We start from the raw sequence: 16060 nt of genomic DNA on the forward strand, positions 1-16060 counted from the left end.
AGGGGCCCTCCTCACATCCCTGCTAGAGGGTCAGGGTCCAGGTGTTGAGGTAGCCGGTGTCGCCGGAGTAGACGTCCCGCACCCGAAGCTGCCAGGTGCCGTTCGCCGCCTCGCTCGACAGGTTTGCCGTGTAGGTGGTGTTGATGTTGTCCGTGCCGTCGAAGAGGCTGCTGTTCTTCAGCCGGTAGGACGAGCCGTCCGGGGCGACCAGGTCGATGACGAGGTCACCACGGTAGGTGTGCACGATGTTCACCGCGACGGTGGAGGCCGACGAGGCGTTGCGGGCGCACCCGGAGATCGGGATCGAGCTGCTGACCGTGACGCCCGTGTCCGGGATCGCGACGTCGGTGCCGTTGCTGCCGGAGCAGCCGCCGCCACCGGTGCCGGTCACCGTCAGCGAGTAGGACGCGGTCTTGCTCCCCGAGGTCGCGGTGCCCGTCACGGTCACCGGGTAGGTGCCGGGCGGGGTGCTCGCCGAGGTGCTGATGGTCAGCGTCGAGGAGGCGCCCGAGGTGACGGTGGCCGGGCTGAACGAGGCGGTCGCCCCGGACGGCAGCCCGCTGGCCGAGAGGCTCACCGACTGGGCGGAGCCGTTGGTCGTGGCGGTGCCGACCGTGGCGGTCACCGAGCCGCCCGGCGCGGTCGAGCCGGAGGTCGGCGAGACCGAGACGGAGAAGTCGTTGGTCGGCGGCGGGGTGTCGCCGTTGACCACGTAGAGCAGCTTGTTGGGCGAGCCGGTGCCCGGGCTGCCCACCACGTTGCTGGTGGCGTTGTTCACCAGGTAGTCGCGGACCTGCTGCGGCGTCCAGGACGGGTTGACGCTGGCCACCAGGGCCGCCGCGCCGACCACGTGCGGGGTCGCCATCGAGGTGCCGCTGATCGTGTTGGTCGAGGTGTCGTTGGTGTGCCACGCCGAGGTGATCGACGAGCCGGGCGCGAAGATGTCCAGGCAGGTGCCGATGTTGGAGAACGACGACCGGGCGTCGGTGTTGGTCGTCGAGCCGACCGTGATGCCCTCGGCGGTCCGGGCCGGCGACGTGTTGCAGGCATTGCCGCCTGAGTCGTTGCCGGCCGCGAGGCCGTAGCTCACACCCGAGTTGATGGAGTTGCGAACGGCGGTGTCGAGCGAGGCGTTCGCGCCGCCGCCGAGGCTCATGTTGGCCACGGCCGGCTTGACGGCGTTCTGGGTGACCCAGTCGACGCCGCCGATGACGCCGGCGTTCGTGCCACTGCCCTGGCAGTTCAGCACCCGTACGCCGACCAGCTGGACGCCCTTGGCCACCCCGTACGCCGAGCCGCCGACGGTGCCGGCGACGTGCGTGCCGTGCCCGTTGCAGTCGTCGGCCGAGCCGCCGTCGACAGCGTCGAAGCCGGTGACGGCCCGACCGCCGAAGTCGCTGTGGCTGAACCGGATGCCGGTGTCGATGATGTAGGCGTGCACGTTGCTCGCCGTGTTGGGGTAGGTGTAGGAGCTGTCCAGCGGCAGGGCCCGCTGGTCGATCCGGTCCAGGCCCCAGGAGGGCGGGTTGGTCTGGGTGCCGGTGATGGAGACCGTGTGGTTCTGCTCGACGTACGCCACGGCGGGGTCCGCGGCGATGCGGGCGGCGGCCTGGGCGCCGACCCGGACCTCGAAGCCGCGCAGGGCGGCGCCGTAGGTGCGGGCGACCGAGCCGCCGTGCCGGCCGACGAGCCGCTGCGCGGTGTCACCGACGCTGCTGCGGGCGACCGAGCTGTCCTTGAAGACGACGATGTAGCTGTCGGCCACGGCGGTGGCACCACCCGCGGCGCGGATCGTGCCCACCGGCTCGGCGGCCATGGCGGGCGTGGCGGTGGCCACCATGGCCAGCGCGGCCACCCCGACGAGTAGGGACCTGCGTGGAAGACCCATCTTCTACTCCCTCCGACCGGCACCGACCGTCCAACTGTTCGTGACGAGTGAATCGATGAATGCCGATCAGGCCGAGGGTAGAGCGACGTGAACAGAAATTCAAACATGTCGAATCATCTATAACACCGGGAAGATGGCCCCTAGGGGAGGCGGTTACGGGACGAACGGGGGACCAGCCCGGATTCACGATCATCGAAAGCGGGCAAGGCTGTTCGTCATGGAGAGTCACCTCACCGTGCTGCTGCCGCTGACCGCCGTCTGGCTCACCGCCGGCTGGTTCGCGGACGGGCTGCCCCGGCTGGACCACGCCCGGGCCCTGCACCGGCGTACCGGATGGGTGCTCGCCCTGACGCTGACCGGCCTGGGGCTGACGGCCGGCGTGCTGGTCGCGGGGCTCTCCAGCGCCGGCGCAACCCCGGCGGACCGGGCGGCTGCCGGTCTCACCCTCGCCGCCGCCCCCGCGCTCGTGGTCGCGGCCTGCACGGTGCGCCGGGTACGCCGGCTGCGGGCGGGCGCCGCCGCTCTCTCCTCGGCATCGGAGACCCCGGCGCCGCACGGCCTGCGGGCCTCCGCCGCACACCCGCTGATCGGGCTCCCGGTGCAGGTCACCGGCCTGGGTATCCTGCCGGCGGTGGCCGCGGCGAGCACCCCGGACCTGCCGTTCGGGGCCGGCGTCACCGGCCTGGCGATCACCGTGGGCGTGCTGGGCGTCGCCGCCATCGGCGTACGCCACGCCCTGCGACACAGCCGGCTCGTCGAACGGGCCGTGCCGGCACACCCGACGTCACCGCGAGCGGCCGGGGCCCTGCACGTATAGCAGCTCCAGGATCGCCCGGGTCGCCTCGAACCAGCGGTCGAGCCAGCCGGGCGGCGGAACGCTGCCCTTCGGCGGCAGCTCCATCAGCAGCCCGCGCAGCAGCGGATGGTCGACCAGCGACTCGGCCGGCTCCACCGCCCAGCCACCCGGCGGGAACGACGGCTCGGTCAGCGGGTTGGGATCCAGCGAGGGCAGGGAGAGCGGCGGGCCGGCCTGCTCCGGCGGGGCGGCCGGCGGCTCCCGGCCACCGATCTCGGTGTCGGTCGACACCACCTCGGTCAGGACGGTGTCGCGGCGTGCCCCCCGGTACTTGCCCCCGAACCGTTCCGGCTTGCCCGGCCCGTTGGTGAGGTTGTCTGACCCGATCGTCGTCATCCGTCCCGCCTGCCTCGCTCGGTTGCCGATCCGTGCGGCCGGTCGTCGACCAGCGCCGTACCGAGGGGTACAACGACACGGGACCCGATGTGGCGACGCCGACGGCGGGACGTCTTCGCGTCCGGCCCGGACACGGGCACGACGGTGCCCCCGCCCGGCTCTACCGCCGGACGGGGGCACCGTCGTCACATCACAACCCGTCAGCCCCTGTCGAACACACCGCCCCTGGCGCCAGCGACGAAGGCGTGCCAGCCACCCGGGGCGAAGACCAGGGCCGGGCCCGTCTTGTCCTTCGAGTCCCGCACGCCGACCGCCCCCGTCACGTACGCCACCTCCACGCAGTTGTCACAGTTCGGCCCGCTCTTCGAGCTCTTGAACCACGTCGCCTGCGTCAGGTCCACGGGGAACCCTTTGGTCGCCATTTCCACAACGGCTCCTCTGCCAGTTTCGCGATGTGTGCGATGGACTCCTCCGGACGAATGGCCGCCGCTCGGATGTGATCAAAGATGAAGCTGTACTTCTGCAGTTCGTCACTCTTCTCCAGGAAGAGCCCACCCGTGGCATTCTCCGCGTACACGACATCCGGATCACCGGGCTCAGGGAAGCTGAGGATCGTGAAGGTGCCGTCCATGCCGGCGTGCGCTCCCACCCCGAAAGGCAGTATCTGGAGCGTCACGTTCGGCAGTTCCGCCACCTCGACCAGCCGTTTGAGCTGATCACGCATGACCTCGTCCCCGCCCACCGGACGGCTCACCACCGCCTCATCGAGCACCACCCACAGATCGACCGGATCATCCTGCGTCAGCAACGACTGACGGCCCAGACGGACACGCACCCGTTGTTGCACCTGGTCGGGCGTGAAGTCGGGCCGGGCGGCCCGGATCATCGCGCCCGCGTACTCCTCGGTCTCCAGCAGACCGGGCACCACCTGCTGCTCGTACGCCCGGATCGAGCTGGCCGCCGCCTCCAGTCCGACGTACGCGCCGACCAGCACCGTGCTGTAGGGGTGCCACCAGCCCTTCTGCCGCGCCTCCCGGGCGATCTGCACCAACTCGTCGCTCTCGGCGCCCACCACGCCGTAGATCCGCAGCATGTCCCGCACGTCGCGCGGCGTCGCCGTGGTGTGGCCGGTCTCGATCCGCGACACCTTCGACGCCGAACACTCCAACTGCTCGGCGACCACCTCGATGGTGATCCCGGCAGCCTCCCGCTGCCGGCGCAGTTCGGCGCCGAGGCGACGACGTCGGATGGTGGGGCTGCGCCGCTCGCTCACGGGATCAACCCGCCCTCTGGTCGGGACCACCGGCTGTCAGGCCTCACCCGGCCCACCTCCGCCTCGCCGTGCGCCACCCTCGTCACCCGCCAGGGGCGCGACCGTCGTACGGCGGGCATCGTTCGCGGCGTGGGGTGGTGCCGGTCATCGGCCGGCCGCGACGGGCGAAACCGGCCCCCAGTGTGCCGGGCGGACGTGAACGGCTTCAAGCGCCGCTTTGCGCGAGCCGCTCACGTATCGGCAAAAGTCGACATGCAACTTGCATGTAGCACGTCGCTGATGCAGTCTGTCCGTATGGCACGGGTTACTCACCGTCTCCGTCCGCTTCCCCGCCTTGGTGACCCCACGGACCGCGGGACGCGCGGCGGCGGGTCCGCCCGACAGTCCACAACCAGACCTGCCCCGGGTTGATGACCTCGCCGCTGCACGCCAGTTGGCTGCGGCGGCGGGAGCGGTACCCGGAGTAGCCGGGTGTTGGTCGGGTGGCGGTCCGCCACCAGCGGGTACGGCCCGACCACCACCGCCCGCAACACCGGTCCACGAGGCATGACCCCGCCATCGGGCCATCGACGTCCCCCGACCCACAGCCGCCGGCCCGCCCGCCGGCCGACCCTTCCCAGGAGCCCATGTGCTTCCCCGCTCCGGTGACGTACTGCACGTGACTCGCGCGGCGAGTGTCCAGTTCCTCAGACCCATCATGTTCCGGGTCATCCGGGTGCTCGACTGGCCGACCTACGACGGCTGGATCTGGCTCGAAGGCTACGAGTTGAACGCATCAGGGGACGCGGTCACCCGGCGGTCGATCTTCGTCCAGCGGGAAGGGCTACGGCAGCTGTCCTCGGCCCCCGAGCCGCGGCCGCACACCGTGCACGCGCCGCGCCGACCCGTCTCCCGCACCCCGGCCCGGGTGGGCTGACCTGCGCGATCGGCAGCCTGGGGGCGTGCCGTCGCCATAGGATGAGGTACGCCCACCCCGGCACGTTTCCACCCCGCGCGTCCAGGACCCCGAACCTGGGATGGCCATGGTCAATCAGCCCGCCGCGCGGCGGCACCACCGCTCCCGTATCGCCTACGCCTTCGGACTCCTGGCGCTGATCGGCGCCGCCATCACCCTGGTGGTCGTGGTCCGCGATCCCGCCCTCTCGTCCACCACCCGGCTGACCACCCCGGTCCCGGCTCCGGAGATCACCGTGGTGGACGAGGACCCGCCCGACGACGGGCCGGACGCCCTCGACGCCCCGTACGCACTGACCGGACCGGACGAATCGGATGCGCTCGACGCGACCGACGATCCCGGACCCGTCGCCGCCGGGGCCGACGTCCCCGCCGGCTCCCAGGGCGGCCCGGCGCAGGCCGGCCGCCCCTCACCGGACGACGTCCGCCAGTCCCTCTTCTGGTCCGGGATCTTCGGGCTGGCCATCTCGCTGGCCGGGCTCGGCCTGATCGGGACGAGACGGCGCATGTGGTGACCTGGCGGCACTCCGTCCGGGGATGCGGTCAGCGGCTCACCGGGTGGCGGTCGGTTCGACCGACGGCGTGACCTCGCCGGTCGGCGAGGCGGCCTCGCGGGCCACCACCAGCGTGACCTCCCTGTCCTCAGCGACCAACTCGCCCGCCTCCGGTTCGGTGCGGAGCACCGTTCCGGCGGGACGGTCGGACGTCTCGTACTCCACCCGATGGTCCAGCCCGACGTCGTCCAGGATCGCCTGCGCCGTCTCCAGCGGCAGATTGACCACCGGCGGCATCGGCACCTCAGCCGCCGCAGAGGGCGTCGGGGAGGCCGACGGCGACGAGGTGGTGGGGGCGGGCGAGGTCGGCGCGGCGGTGGTCGGCGAGGCGCGGGGCACCGACGGCGACGGCTCCGGTCCGCCCGGATCGTCGTCCGCCGACTGGAGAGCCAGCCACAGCCCGACGCCCAGCAGGCCGAGCAGCAGCAGCACGACCACACCCCACAGGATCGGCAGCCACCAGCGTCGCGCGGCCTGGTCCTCGGCGTACCAGTCGGCCTCCGGCTGGTCGGCGGGTCGGGCGGGACGCACCTCCGCCCGGCCGGACCAGGGCGCCGGCCCGGACCGCTCCGGCTCCATGGCGGCCGTACGGTCCGGCGGGGCGGTGCCGTCGCCAGGCACGGGTCGGATGGCGTCGCCGTCGCCCCGGGCGGGACCGGGCAGCGACTGCGTACGGTCGGGTTCCGCCCCGGCCGGGGGATTTCCCGGCGGGGGCAACGGACGGGTCCGGTCGTCGTGCTCCCCGGCGGGCGGTTCCTGGCGGTCGTCGCTCATCGCACGTCCCTTCCCGGCCCGGGCGGGCGTCGTGGGCCCCTGACCGCCAACCTAGCGGTCCCGGGGGCCATCGGCCGGGATCAGCGTGCCGGACGCTCCGTCACGGTGTCGGGGTGGCCGATCCGCCGTCCTCCGGGGCGTCGCCGCACCAGATGGACACCTGGTCGTTCCACCGGGCCGCGCCGTCACCGGTCGGGTCCTGACGGCTCACCGTGCCGGTCCTTCCGGTCCGGTACTGCGGGTAGAAACCCTCGTCGACGAGTTCGGCCGCCGCCTCGGCACACTTGTCGCCCACCACGTCCGGCACGGTGGCGGCCGGCGCCGGCCCGCTCACGTAGAGCGTCACGGTGCGCCCCGGCTGCACCTCCGTCCCGACCTCCGGGGAGGTGCGCTCCACGGCCCTCCCGGTGCCGTGGCCGAAGACGAGTCGCCAGCCCAGCCGCTTCTCGCGCAGCTCGTCGCGGGCGTCCGTGAAGTCCTCGCCGATCACCGCCGGGACCGTCAGCCCTGCGGAGCGGCTCGGCGCGGTCGTCCGGGGAGCCGACGGCGACGGCCGGCGTGAGGTCGGCGAGGCCGCGTCAGGGGTGCCGGTGGCGGGCAGGCTCGCCGCCGCCGGCGGTCGGGCCGGTGGACCGTCCTCGCCGGCCAGGATCCAGCCGCCGGTCGCGCCGACGGCGGCGAGCAGCACGACGGCCACCCCGCCCCTGAGCAGCACCGTCGACCGGCCCGTCCCGGCGTCGTCCCGAGCGCCCGCGTCCCCGTCCGTCATCCACCCACCCCACCTCGATCACCGGCGACCGTACCCGCCGCCGACGACGCGGACGCGTCGCGGTCCGCTGACGGCGGATCGCCACGACTCGCCGCGCCGAGCACGGGACGTTACGCTCCCCGGCATGGCCAGACGAGGCTGGGGAGGATCGATCGCCACCGCGGTCGGCGTCGCTGCCGGCGCGGGTGCGGCCCAACTGGGCTTCGGCTACGGGCTGGGCATCATCAACTGGGCACCGGCGGACGCGACCGCCGGCGGGACCGCCTGGGTGGCGGGTCTGATCTGGGCCACCTGGATCGCGGCCACCTCGACGGTCTTCGGCGCGGTCTGCGCGCAGCGCCTGCATGACCGCGCCCCGGCACCGGACGCCGGGCCGGCCGACGCAGTTCCGACCGGGCCGGCCGACTCGGCTCCGACCGGGCCGGCCGGGCACGCCCTCGGGTCCGTCGCGCTCGCCGTGGCCGCCGGGGCGGGCGCACTGATCACCGTGCTGCTGGTGGCCGTACCGGCCCGGGAGGCGGTGGCGGTGGCGGACACCGGCTCGCCCCGGAACGTCGCGGCGGGTTACGCGGTGATCGGGGTGCTGGTCGGGGTGCTGACGGCGGTCTGGGCGCTGCGCTCGCGGGCCGCCGCGAACAACGTGATCGCCACGGTCGGCTGGCTCTGGCTGCTCGCTGTGGTCGCCGTCGTGGACGGCGTACTGGCCGGGCGCGGGCTGACCAGTGCGCAGCTCGGCATCTGGCAGCTCGGCCCCGACGACGGGCGCTACTGGATCCGCGACTACTTCTACTGGCCCGGTGCGCTGCTGTCCCTCGGATCCGCGCTGGTGATCGGTGCCCTCGCCGCCCGCCGGGACGCCCGGCATCCCGACCACCGGGTCGGGGCGGCCGTCTCGGGCGCGGCCGGGCCGCTGCTCGTCGCGACCGCGTACTTCCTGGCGGTGCCGAGGCTGACCGCGATCAGCCCGGAGCAGGTGTCGGCGCACCTGATCGCGCCGTACGCGGTGATCGTCGGGGTGGGCGGCGCCGTACTGGTCGCCGCGCTCGCCCAGCGGGCCGCCCGACGGGTCGCGAACCGGGGACCGGCGAGGGTGCCCCGCCAGCGCACCGGCGAGCCCGCCGACCACCCGGGCGACCCGGCTGCGGGCCGGCACACCCAGCCGGCCGACGGTCCCGCCGATGACGCCGAGGCGCCGCCGGACGGCACGGACACCTTCGCTGCGCCGGGCGGTACGGACACCTTCGCGACGCCGGGCGGCAGCGCGCCGGCCGTTTCGCCGGCACATCGCCACCACGACGCTGCCGGTCGGGTGGAGGCCGAGGAGGGCATGCCGGCGTCGACGACGGCCGAAGAGCCGTCCGTCCCGGCTGCCGACGATCCGGCCACCGGCCGCCGATCCCGCTCCGGCCGCCGGACCCGCTGAACTTGGGCCGGGCGCGGGACGGCTCCGGCACGCGACGCCCGGACGCGGGTCAGTCGACCGGCCAGGTGTGCACGGGCTCGTTGCTGCGTTGCAGCTCGGCGTAGCGCTGCACCATGTGGTGCAGGGCGGCGTCCCGGTCCATGCCGCGTTGCCGCTCGGCCGCCCAGACCGCCTCGGTCTGCCAGACCGCACCGTTGCGGCCGGTACGGCAGCGCTGCTCGATGATGCCGAGCAGCCGGTCGCGTTCGGCCGGGGCCACCCCGAACCGGTCGAGCCCGGCGGCGGCTTTGGGCAGCAGGACGTCCAGGACCAGCCTGGTCACCGGCACCTCACCGAGGCGGGGCCAGTGCAGGACGGCGTCCATGCCGCGCCGGGCGGCGGCGTGGAAGTTCTCCTCGGCGGAGCTGAAGGTGAGCTGGCTCCAGATGGGGCGTTCCGCCTCCGCCAGCCCCCGCGCCAACCCGAAGTAGAAGGCGGCGTTGGCCAGCATGTCGACCACGGTCGGGCCGGCCGGCAGCACCCGGTTCTCCACGCGCAGGTGCGGGCGGCCGTTCATGATGTCGTAGACCGGCCGGTTCCACCGGTAGACGGTGCCGTTGTGCAGGCGTAGCTCGCCCAGCTCCGGCACGCCGCCGCCGTGCAGGACCTCGACCGGGTCCTCGTCCTCACAGATCGGCAGCAACGGCGGGAAGTAGCGGACGTTCTCCTCGAACAGGTCGAAGATCGAGGTGATCCAGCGTTCACCGAACCAGACCCGGGGGCGTACGCCCTGCGCCTTCAGCTCGTCCGGCCGGGTGTCGGTGGCCTGCTCGAACAGGGCGATCCGGGTCTCCGCCCAGAGCTGCCGCCCGTAGAGGAACGGCGAGTTGGCCCCGACGGCCACCTGCACCCCCGCGATGGCCTGGGAGGCGTTCCAGTAGTCGGCGAAGCTGTCCGGGGCGACCTGGAGGTGGAGCTGGAGGCTGGTGCAGGCGGCCTCGGGGGCGATCGAGTCGGTGTGGGTCTGTAGGCGTTCGACACCCCGGATGTCGAGCTCGATGTCCTCACCCCGGGCGCCGACGATCTGGTCGTTGAGCACCCGGTAACGCTGGTTGGTGGAGAGGTTGTCCTCGACCAGGTGACGCTCGGTGAGGGTGGGCAGGATGCCGACCAGGACGATCTTCGCGTCCGACCTGGCGGCCCGCTCGTCGGCCCGGGAGAGGCTGCCGCGCAGGTCCTGCTCGTAGTCGGCGAACCCGTTGCCCTCGATCAGCCGGGGCGGCGCGTTCAGCTCCAGGTTGAACTGGCCGAGCTCGGGTTGGAAGAGCGGATCAGCGATGTCGGCGAGGATCTGGTCGTTGCGCATCGCCGGCTCGGCCGACGAGTCGACCAGGTTCAGCTCGATCTCCAGCCCGGTCGTCGGCCGGTCGGCGTCGAATCCGAAGTCGTCCAGCATCAGGGCGAAGACGTCCAGGCACCGCCGGACCTTCTGTCGGTAGCGGACCCGGTCCTCCCGGGAGAAGGCGCCCTGCTCGACGTCCCTGCCCATGTTTCCTCCCGGCGCGAGGCGCAGTCGGACCGTGCCGGCCCGGTGAGCGCGTGGTGAACCCTCCACGTTAGGAGCGTCGGCATCGTCGGGACCAGAGGCAGGTACCGGTGGTCCCGTGGCCGGGACGACCGTTCTCCGGTTCGGCGGGCGCGCTCCCGGGGCATCTCTACCCAGCCGATGTCGGGCCGGACCGCGAGTAGGTCGTGACAAATTGCACCCCGTCCGGCGGCCTCCGTTTCCGCGTACACACGTCGGGCCCGCGCCGTGGTGCGGCGCGGGCCCGGAGGCGGTACGGCGGATCAGGCCTGGCGGACGGCCTCGCCCTCGATCTCGATCTTGATCTTCCTGCCGACCAGCACGCCGCCGGTCTCCAGGGCGACGTTCCAGGTCAGGCCGAAGTCCTCGCGGTCGATCTCGGTGGCGGCGGAGAAGCCGAAGATGTCCTGCCCGAACGGGCTGCGGCCGACGCCCTCGAACTCGACCTCCAGGTCGACCGGGCGGGTGACGCCCTTGATGGTCAGCTCGCCGGAGAGGACGAACTCGTTGCCGTCGCGCGACTTCACGGCCGTGCTGCGGAACTCCAGGGTCGGGAAGTTCTCGACATCGAGGAACTCGGGGCTGCGCAGGTGCCCGTCCCGGTCGGCCTGGTTGGTGTTGATGGTGGCCGCCTGGATGGTGGCGCTGACCGAGGACCCCATCGGGTCCTCGGCGACGGTGATGGTGGCGCTCGCGTCGGCGAACTCACCGCGTACCTTGCTGACCATCATGTGCCGGGCGACGAAGCCCACGCGCTTGTGTGCCGCGTCCAGCAGGTAGGTGCCGGCGGCCGGGATCGTGAGGCCGTCCCAGTCGCGGGTAACCGGTGCGGTGCTGCTGGTCATGGAATTGCCCTCCGTGGGAAGATTGTTTAGTAGCCCAATGACTGCTGAAGCAACTATAGGCACAACAACATTCCCCCTGTCAAGGACTGCTACGATGGAACGCGTGGACCAGAACGTGTTCGACGACCCCCGGATCACCGCCGTCGGCCTGCTCGTCGAGGCGCACGCCGGGATCTCGGCCCGGTTCGCCACCCAGTTCGAGGAGCACGGCCTCTCACCGGTCGAGTTCGAGGTGCTGACCAGGCTCGCCCGCTCACCCGGCAACCAGTTGCGGATGACCGATCTGGCCGCGCAGACCTCTCTCTCGACGAGCGGCGTCACCCGGGTGGTGGACCGGATGGAACGTGACGGCCTGCTCGCCCGCCGCGCGTGCCCCTCCGACCGGCGCAGCTCGTTCGCCGTGGTCACGGCCTCCGGCCTGCAACGACTCGACGAGACCCTGCCCGGGCACCTGCGGATCATCGAGCAGTGGTTCACCGGCCAGCTCGACCCGGAGTCGCTGGCCGCCCTGCTCGACGGGCTGCGCCGGGTCCGGGACGCGGTGCACCCCGGCGCCACCGCCGGAAGCACCGGCGCGACCCCCGACTGGGACGGGACGGTCACCCCGTCCTGAGCCGCCCCCGGGGCCGCTCGGCACCGGCAGAAAGAGCGGCAGAACTGCCGCGCCCACGGGGGGATAGGCGACCAAACCGGACGGAGCCACGGGCGGGCGGTGGCTAGTCTTCGGCGGTGGGGACGCACCGGGGGGTGCTGGCGCGGGCGACGGGTGAGGGGTAGCAAGAGGGGCTTCGTCGCCCGCGTCACCCCCGGTTTACTTTGTGGGGCACCCACGTCCGGCCGGCTTCTCCCCGGCTACCCGCTCCGGCTCTCGGTCGACGCGTGGAGCAACTCCTCCTCGTGCGGCAACAACCGGACACCGCTCTGCCGGCAGGCCCGGTCGAGACGGTCCAGCACGGCACGATCGCCCGAACTCGCGGCCCACCCGACCAGCGCCTCCACCACGTCGCGCCGGTCCTGGCCGCCGACGTCTGCCTCCGCCGCGGCGGCGAACCACTCCGTCGCCAGCTCACGATCGCCCCGGCGCAGCGCCAGGTGCCCCTCGACCAGCGCGCAGATCCCGTCCTCCGGACGCGCCCCGGGCGACGTCGCGCCCTGCGAACGCCCGGGGGACCAGACCTCCCCGAGGCCCGGCACGGGCGATCCCGAGGGCGGGCGCAGCTCGGCCAGCACCTCGGCCGCCTCGGCGGACCGGCCGGCCCGGGCCAGCGCCAGGCCCACCGTGCCGAGCACCCGGCGACGGTGGCCGGGGTCGCCGAGGTCCGCCAGCGCCGCCACCGCCCGCCGGCCCTGGTCGACGGCTTCGGCGTACCGGCCGTCGAGGCGGGTCACCTCGGCGAGGTTGGCCCGCGCGAGCAACCGCAGCCGCTGCTCCCCGCTCTGCGCCGCGAGCCGGTCGACCGCGGCCAGCCGGCGCCGGGCAGCCGCCAGGTCACCGACCCGGATGTCGTGCCAGGCGAGATTGTTCTGCGCCACCGCCATGTCCCGGACCCGCCCGTGCCGGACAGCCAGTGCGAGCACCGCCTCGACCTGGGTCCGCGCCTCGTCGTGCTCGCTGACGGTGACCAGGAGCGCGCAGAGCACCGTACGCGCCTCCAACTCCCCGGTGACGTCACCGGCCTCCCGGAACGCGGCCAGCGCCTCCCACGCCGCCGACAGCTCCTCGGCCCCGGCGCCGTGCTCGGCGGCGAGCCGGGCCACCCCGAGGGACGCCCACGCCCGCAGCACCGGGCCGGCATCGGCGGTACGCGGATCCGCCAGCAGGCGCCGCAGCCACTGCCGGCCGGGGACGTCCCGCCCCCGGAACCGCCACCACCGGGACAGCGCCGCCGCCAACCGCAACGCGGTCAACGGATCGTCGACGGCGGCGTGCGCCAGAGCCGAACTGATGTCGCCGCTCACCTCGTCCAGGCGGTGCACCGCCGCCAGCAGGTCGGCGCCGGCCAGCTCCGGTGCGGTCCGCGCCACCAGCCGCGCGACGACCTGCGCGTGCCGGCGCCGGATCGCGGTCAGCTCGCCGGCGCCGGTCGCCTGCTCCATGGCGAAGTCCCGCACGGCGTCGAGCAGCCGGAACCGGAACGGCCCGGTGCCCCGGACACTCAGCAGGCCGAGTTCGACAAGCCGGTCCAGCAGCGGGACCGGATCCACGACCACCGTCCCGTCCCGGTCGGCGGCGTCGGCGAGCATCTCCTCGGCCAGCTCGACCGACCAGCGGTTGCCGAACGCGGCGAGCCGACGCAGCGCGGCCCGCTCGTCCGGGGCGAGGAGGCGGTAGCTGACCGCCACCGCGTCCCGCAGGGTCTCCGCCACCGCTGCCCGAGAACCCTCCGGGCGGCCCGGCTCCGCCGTGTCCCAGCCCGGCCGCTCGGCCGCCCCCGGCGAGGTGGCCAGGTCGAGGACGCGGTCGCCGTACCGGTCGAGCAGCTCGTTGAGATCGAGAATCCGGCCCCGGGCCGCCATCAGCTCGATGGCGAGCGGGAGCCCGCCCAGGCGGCGCACCAGCGCGGCCAGGGCGGGCAGCTCGGCGGGACCGGGCGGCTCCCGGCGGACCTGGGCGAGCCGGGCGGTGAAGAGAGCCACGGCGGGGTAGTCGGCCAACGCCGCCGAGCCCGCCCACTCACGGCCCGGCGGCGGTACGTCGAGCGGGGCGACCGGCCACACCCGTTCCCCGGGCAGGCCGACCGGGCGCCGGCCGGTGACCAGCACCCGCAGCGACGGCACCGCCGCGCCGAGCCGGTGGACCGCCTCGGCGACCACGTCGGGTGCCCGCTCGGCCGCGTCCACGAGCAGCAGTGCCGGTCGGCCGTCGAGACGGGCGGGCAGTTCGGGAAGGCGGGCGACGCCGAAGACGGCGACCGAGGCGGAGAGCACGTCGGCGGTGTCCGAGCCCTCGCCGACGAGCACGCCGGCCGCCCCGCCGGAATGGTCGCCGGCGACCGCGTGCGCCACCGACAGGGCCAGCGCGGTCTTGCCCACGCCGGCCAGCCCGACCAGGCTGACCAGCCGGGGCCCGTGGCTGTCGGTGAACAGACCGACCAGCTCGGTCAGGTCGCGGTCCCGGCCGATCAGCGCGACCGGGGGCGGGAGCACGGCCGGCGTACCGGCGTGTCGGTCGAGGTCGACACGGGCCGGCGCGGCGTTTCCGGGGGCGATCGGCCCGGCGGCCGGGGCCGGCCCCCGGGCGGCGGCCAGGAACGTCGACCGGGCGGCTCCGGCCAGCTTCAGCGCGCCGGTGAGCAACTCGACCGTGGTGCGATGCGGCCGGGACGAGCGGCCCCGTTCCAGGTCACGGACGGTCCGGATGCCCACACCGGCTCGGCCCGCCAGCTCGGCCTGGGTCAGGCCGGCGGCGAGCCGGTGGCCGCGCAACAGCTCCGGCAGCCCGGTGGGACCGCCCGGATGCCGCGAACGATCATGATCCGGAGTCATGGGCAGGAAGGGTACGGACGGGGTGTGACCGACGGCAGTCGAGCGTCACCCTGCCGACGCCCCGGCGCGGATATCCGACAACGGCACGGACGGACAGCGGCGCGAACCGGCCCCGGCAGTGCGAAACGGGCCCGGTGGCGCGGCGGCTGCCGGACCCGCCGCCGTCACATACCGAGATCGCGCGCGATGATCATGCGCTGCACCTCGGACGTGCCCTCGCCGATCTCCAGGATCTTGGAGTCGCGCCAGAACCGCGCCACCGGGTACTCGTTCATGAAGCCGTAGCCGCCGTGGATCTGGGTGGCCTCGCGGGCGTTGTCCACCGCGATGGTGCTGGCGTGCAGCTTGGCGATGGCGGCCTGCCGCTTGAACGGCTCACCGGCGAGCATCCGCGCCGCCGCGTCGTAGTAGGCCAGCCGGGCGGTGTGCGCCTTCATCTCCATGTCGGCGATCTTGAACTGGATCGCCTGGTAGTTGCCGATCGGCTGGCCGAACGCCTGGCGCTCCTTCGCGTACCTGACCGACTCGTCGACGCAGCCCTGGGCGAGGCCGACGGCCAGGGCGGCGATGGCGATCCGCCCCTCGTCGAGGATGCGTAGGAACTGGGCGAAGCCCCGGCCGCGCTCGCCGAGCAGGTTCGCCGCCGGCACCCGACAGTCGTCGAAGGTCAACTCGTGGGTGTCCGAGGCGTTCCAGCCGACCTTCGAGTAGCCCGGCGCGACGGTGAAGCCCGGCGTACCGGAGGGGACGATGATGGTGGACAGCTCCTTGGAGCCGTCCGGGCGGGTGCCGGTGACCGCGGTGACGGTGACCAGCACCGTGATGTCGGTGCCCGAGTTGGTGATGAACGCCTTCGAGCCGTTGATCACCCACTCGTCCGTGGCCTCGTCGAGCACCGCGCGGGTCTGCGTGCCGCCGGCGTCCGAGCCGGTGCCCGGCTCGGTCAGCCCGAAGCCGGCCAGCGCCTCGCCGCTCAGCAGCTTCGGCAGCCACCGGGCCTTCTGCTCGTCGGTGCCGAAGCGGTAGATCGGCATCGCACCCAGCGAGACCGCCGCCTCCAGCGTGATGGCGACGCTCGAATCGACCCGGGCCAGCTCCTCCAGCGCGAGACAGAGCGCGAAGTAGTCGCCGCCCATGCCGCCGTGCTCCTCGGCGAAGGGCAGGCCGAACAGGCCCATCTTGCCCATCTGCCGGATCACCTCGTACGGGAAGGTGTGCTTCTCGTAGTGCTCCGCGATGACCGGGGCGACCACCTCGCGCGCGAGTTCCCGCACGCTCTCCCGCAGCGCCTCTTGCTCCTCGGTGAGCCGGAAGTCCATGCAATCCTCCTGTGTGGAT

The 16060-nt window shown here is 73.3% G+C and carries 15 protein-coding genes; 5 read left to right on the forward strand and 10 right to left on the reverse strand.

Annotated features, from left to right (window positions below):
• Positions 1-22: 22 nt before the first annotated feature.
• The gene (locus GA0070608_RS09385; RefSeq protein WP_091625180.1) at positions 23-1888 is read right to left on the reverse strand and encodes a S8 family peptidase; all 1866 of its coding nucleotides are present in this window, start codon (positions 1886-1888) and stop codon (positions 23-25) included.
• A gap of 217 nt (positions 1889-2105) precedes the next feature.
• Between GA0070608_RS09385 and GA0070608_RS09390 the strand changes: the two genes are divergently transcribed.
• On the forward strand, positions 2106-2705 hold the full coding sequence (locus GA0070608_RS09390; protein ID WP_091625185.1) for a hypothetical protein: 600 nt from the start codon (positions 2106-2108) through the stop codon (positions 2703-2705).
• Here GA0070608_RS09390 and GA0070608_RS09395 read toward each other — a convergent pair.
• The 3 genes from GA0070608_RS09395 to GA0070608_RS09405 form a co-directional block, all read right to left on the reverse strand.
• Complete coding sequence (locus tag GA0070608_RS09395; protein WP_091625188.1) at positions 2673-3080, reverse strand: hypothetical protein; 408 nt, start codon at positions 3078-3080, stop codon at positions 2673-2675. The genes GA0070608_RS09390 and GA0070608_RS09395 overlap by 33 nt on opposite strands.
• Positions 3081-3280: 200 nt before the next feature.
• Positions 3281-3502: a DUF397 domain-containing protein gene (locus GA0070608_RS09400; protein ID WP_091625193.1), complete on the reverse strand. Its 222-nt coding sequence runs from the start codon at positions 3500-3502 to the stop codon at positions 3281-3283.
• Positions 3472-4353 carry a helix-turn-helix domain-containing protein gene (locus GA0070608_RS09405; RefSeq protein WP_091625197.1) on the reverse strand — a complete coding sequence of 294 codons (882 nt, stop codon included), beginning with the start codon at positions 4351-4353 and terminating at the stop codon, positions 3472-3474. Before GA0070608_RS09405 ends, GA0070608_RS09400 begins: the two co-directional genes overlap by 31 nt.
• Positions 4354-4981: 628 nt before the next feature.
• Here GA0070608_RS09405 and GA0070608_RS09410 point away from each other — a divergent pair.
• Both GA0070608_RS09410 and GA0070608_RS09415 read left to right on the forward strand, forming a co-directional pair.
• The gene (locus tag GA0070608_RS09410) at positions 4982-5269 is read left to right on the forward strand and encodes a hypothetical protein (protein ID WP_091625202.1); all 288 of its coding nucleotides are present in this window, start codon (positions 4982-4984) and stop codon (positions 5267-5269) included.
• Between the two features lie 100 nt (positions 5270-5369).
• Entirely contained in the window at positions 5370-5822 is a 453-nt protein-coding gene (locus GA0070608_RS09415) for a hypothetical protein (protein ID WP_176733672.1), read from the forward strand.
• Between the two features lie 36 nt (positions 5823-5858).
• Here GA0070608_RS09415 and GA0070608_RS09420 read toward each other — a convergent pair whose 3' ends face one another.
• Both GA0070608_RS09420 and GA0070608_RS09425 read right to left on the reverse strand, forming a co-directional pair.
• Positions 5859-6635: a PASTA domain-containing protein gene (locus tag GA0070608_RS09420; RefSeq protein WP_091625206.1), complete on the reverse strand. Its 777-nt coding sequence runs from the start codon at positions 6633-6635 to the stop codon at positions 5859-5861.
• A 100-nt stretch (positions 6636-6735) separates the two neighbouring features.
• Positions 6736-7404: a PASTA domain-containing protein gene (locus GA0070608_RS09425; RefSeq protein WP_091625210.1), complete on the reverse strand. Its 669-nt coding sequence runs from the start codon at positions 7402-7404 to the stop codon at positions 6736-6738.
• A 124-nt stretch (positions 7405-7528) separates the two neighbouring features.
• Between GA0070608_RS09425 and GA0070608_RS09430 the strand changes: the two genes are divergently transcribed.
• A complete protein-coding gene (locus GA0070608_RS09430) occupies positions 7529-8827 on the forward strand; it encodes a hypothetical protein (protein WP_141719431.1) in 1299 nt (432 codons plus the stop codon).
• A gap of 49 nt (positions 8828-8876) precedes the next feature.
• Here GA0070608_RS09430 and GA0070608_RS09435 read toward each other — a convergent pair whose 3' ends face one another.
• Positions 8877-10355 (reverse strand): glutamate-cysteine ligase family protein, encoded by a 1479-nt coding sequence (locus GA0070608_RS09435; protein ID WP_091625213.1) that lies wholly within the window; start codon positions 10353-10355, stop codon positions 8877-8879.
• 299 nt (positions 10356-10654) lie between these two features.
• Complete coding sequence (locus tag GA0070608_RS09440; protein ID WP_091625218.1) at positions 10655-11236, reverse strand: YceI family protein; 582 nt, start codon at positions 11234-11236, stop codon at positions 10655-10657.
• Positions 11237-11339: 103 nt separating this feature from the next.
• Between GA0070608_RS09440 and GA0070608_RS09445 the strand changes: the two genes are divergently transcribed.
• Positions 11340-11849: a MarR family winged helix-turn-helix transcriptional regulator gene (locus GA0070608_RS09445; RefSeq protein ID WP_091625223.1), complete on the forward strand. Its 510-nt coding sequence runs from the start codon at positions 11340-11342 to the stop codon at positions 11847-11849.
• 239 nt (positions 11850-12088) lie between these two features.
• On the opposite strand, the gene GA0070608_RS09450 is transcribed toward GA0070608_RS09445, so the two are convergent.
• Complete coding sequence (locus GA0070608_RS09450) at positions 12089-14722, reverse strand: ATP-binding protein (protein ID WP_091625227.1); 2634 nt, start codon at positions 14720-14722, stop codon at positions 12089-12091.
• Positions 14723-14886: 164 nt separating this feature from the next.
• Positions 14887-16041, reverse strand: a complete 1155-nt coding sequence (locus GA0070608_RS09455) for an acyl-CoA dehydrogenase family protein (RefSeq protein ID WP_091625231.1) — start codon at positions 16039-16041, stop codon at positions 14887-14889.
• Between the last annotated feature and the right edge of the window lie 19 nt (positions 16042-16060).

The sequence above is a fragment of the Micromonospora peucetia genome, assembly GCF_900091625.1.
GTDB classification, from domain to species: domain Bacteria; phylum Actinomycetota; class Actinomycetes; order Mycobacteriales; family Micromonosporaceae; genus Micromonospora; species Micromonospora peucetia.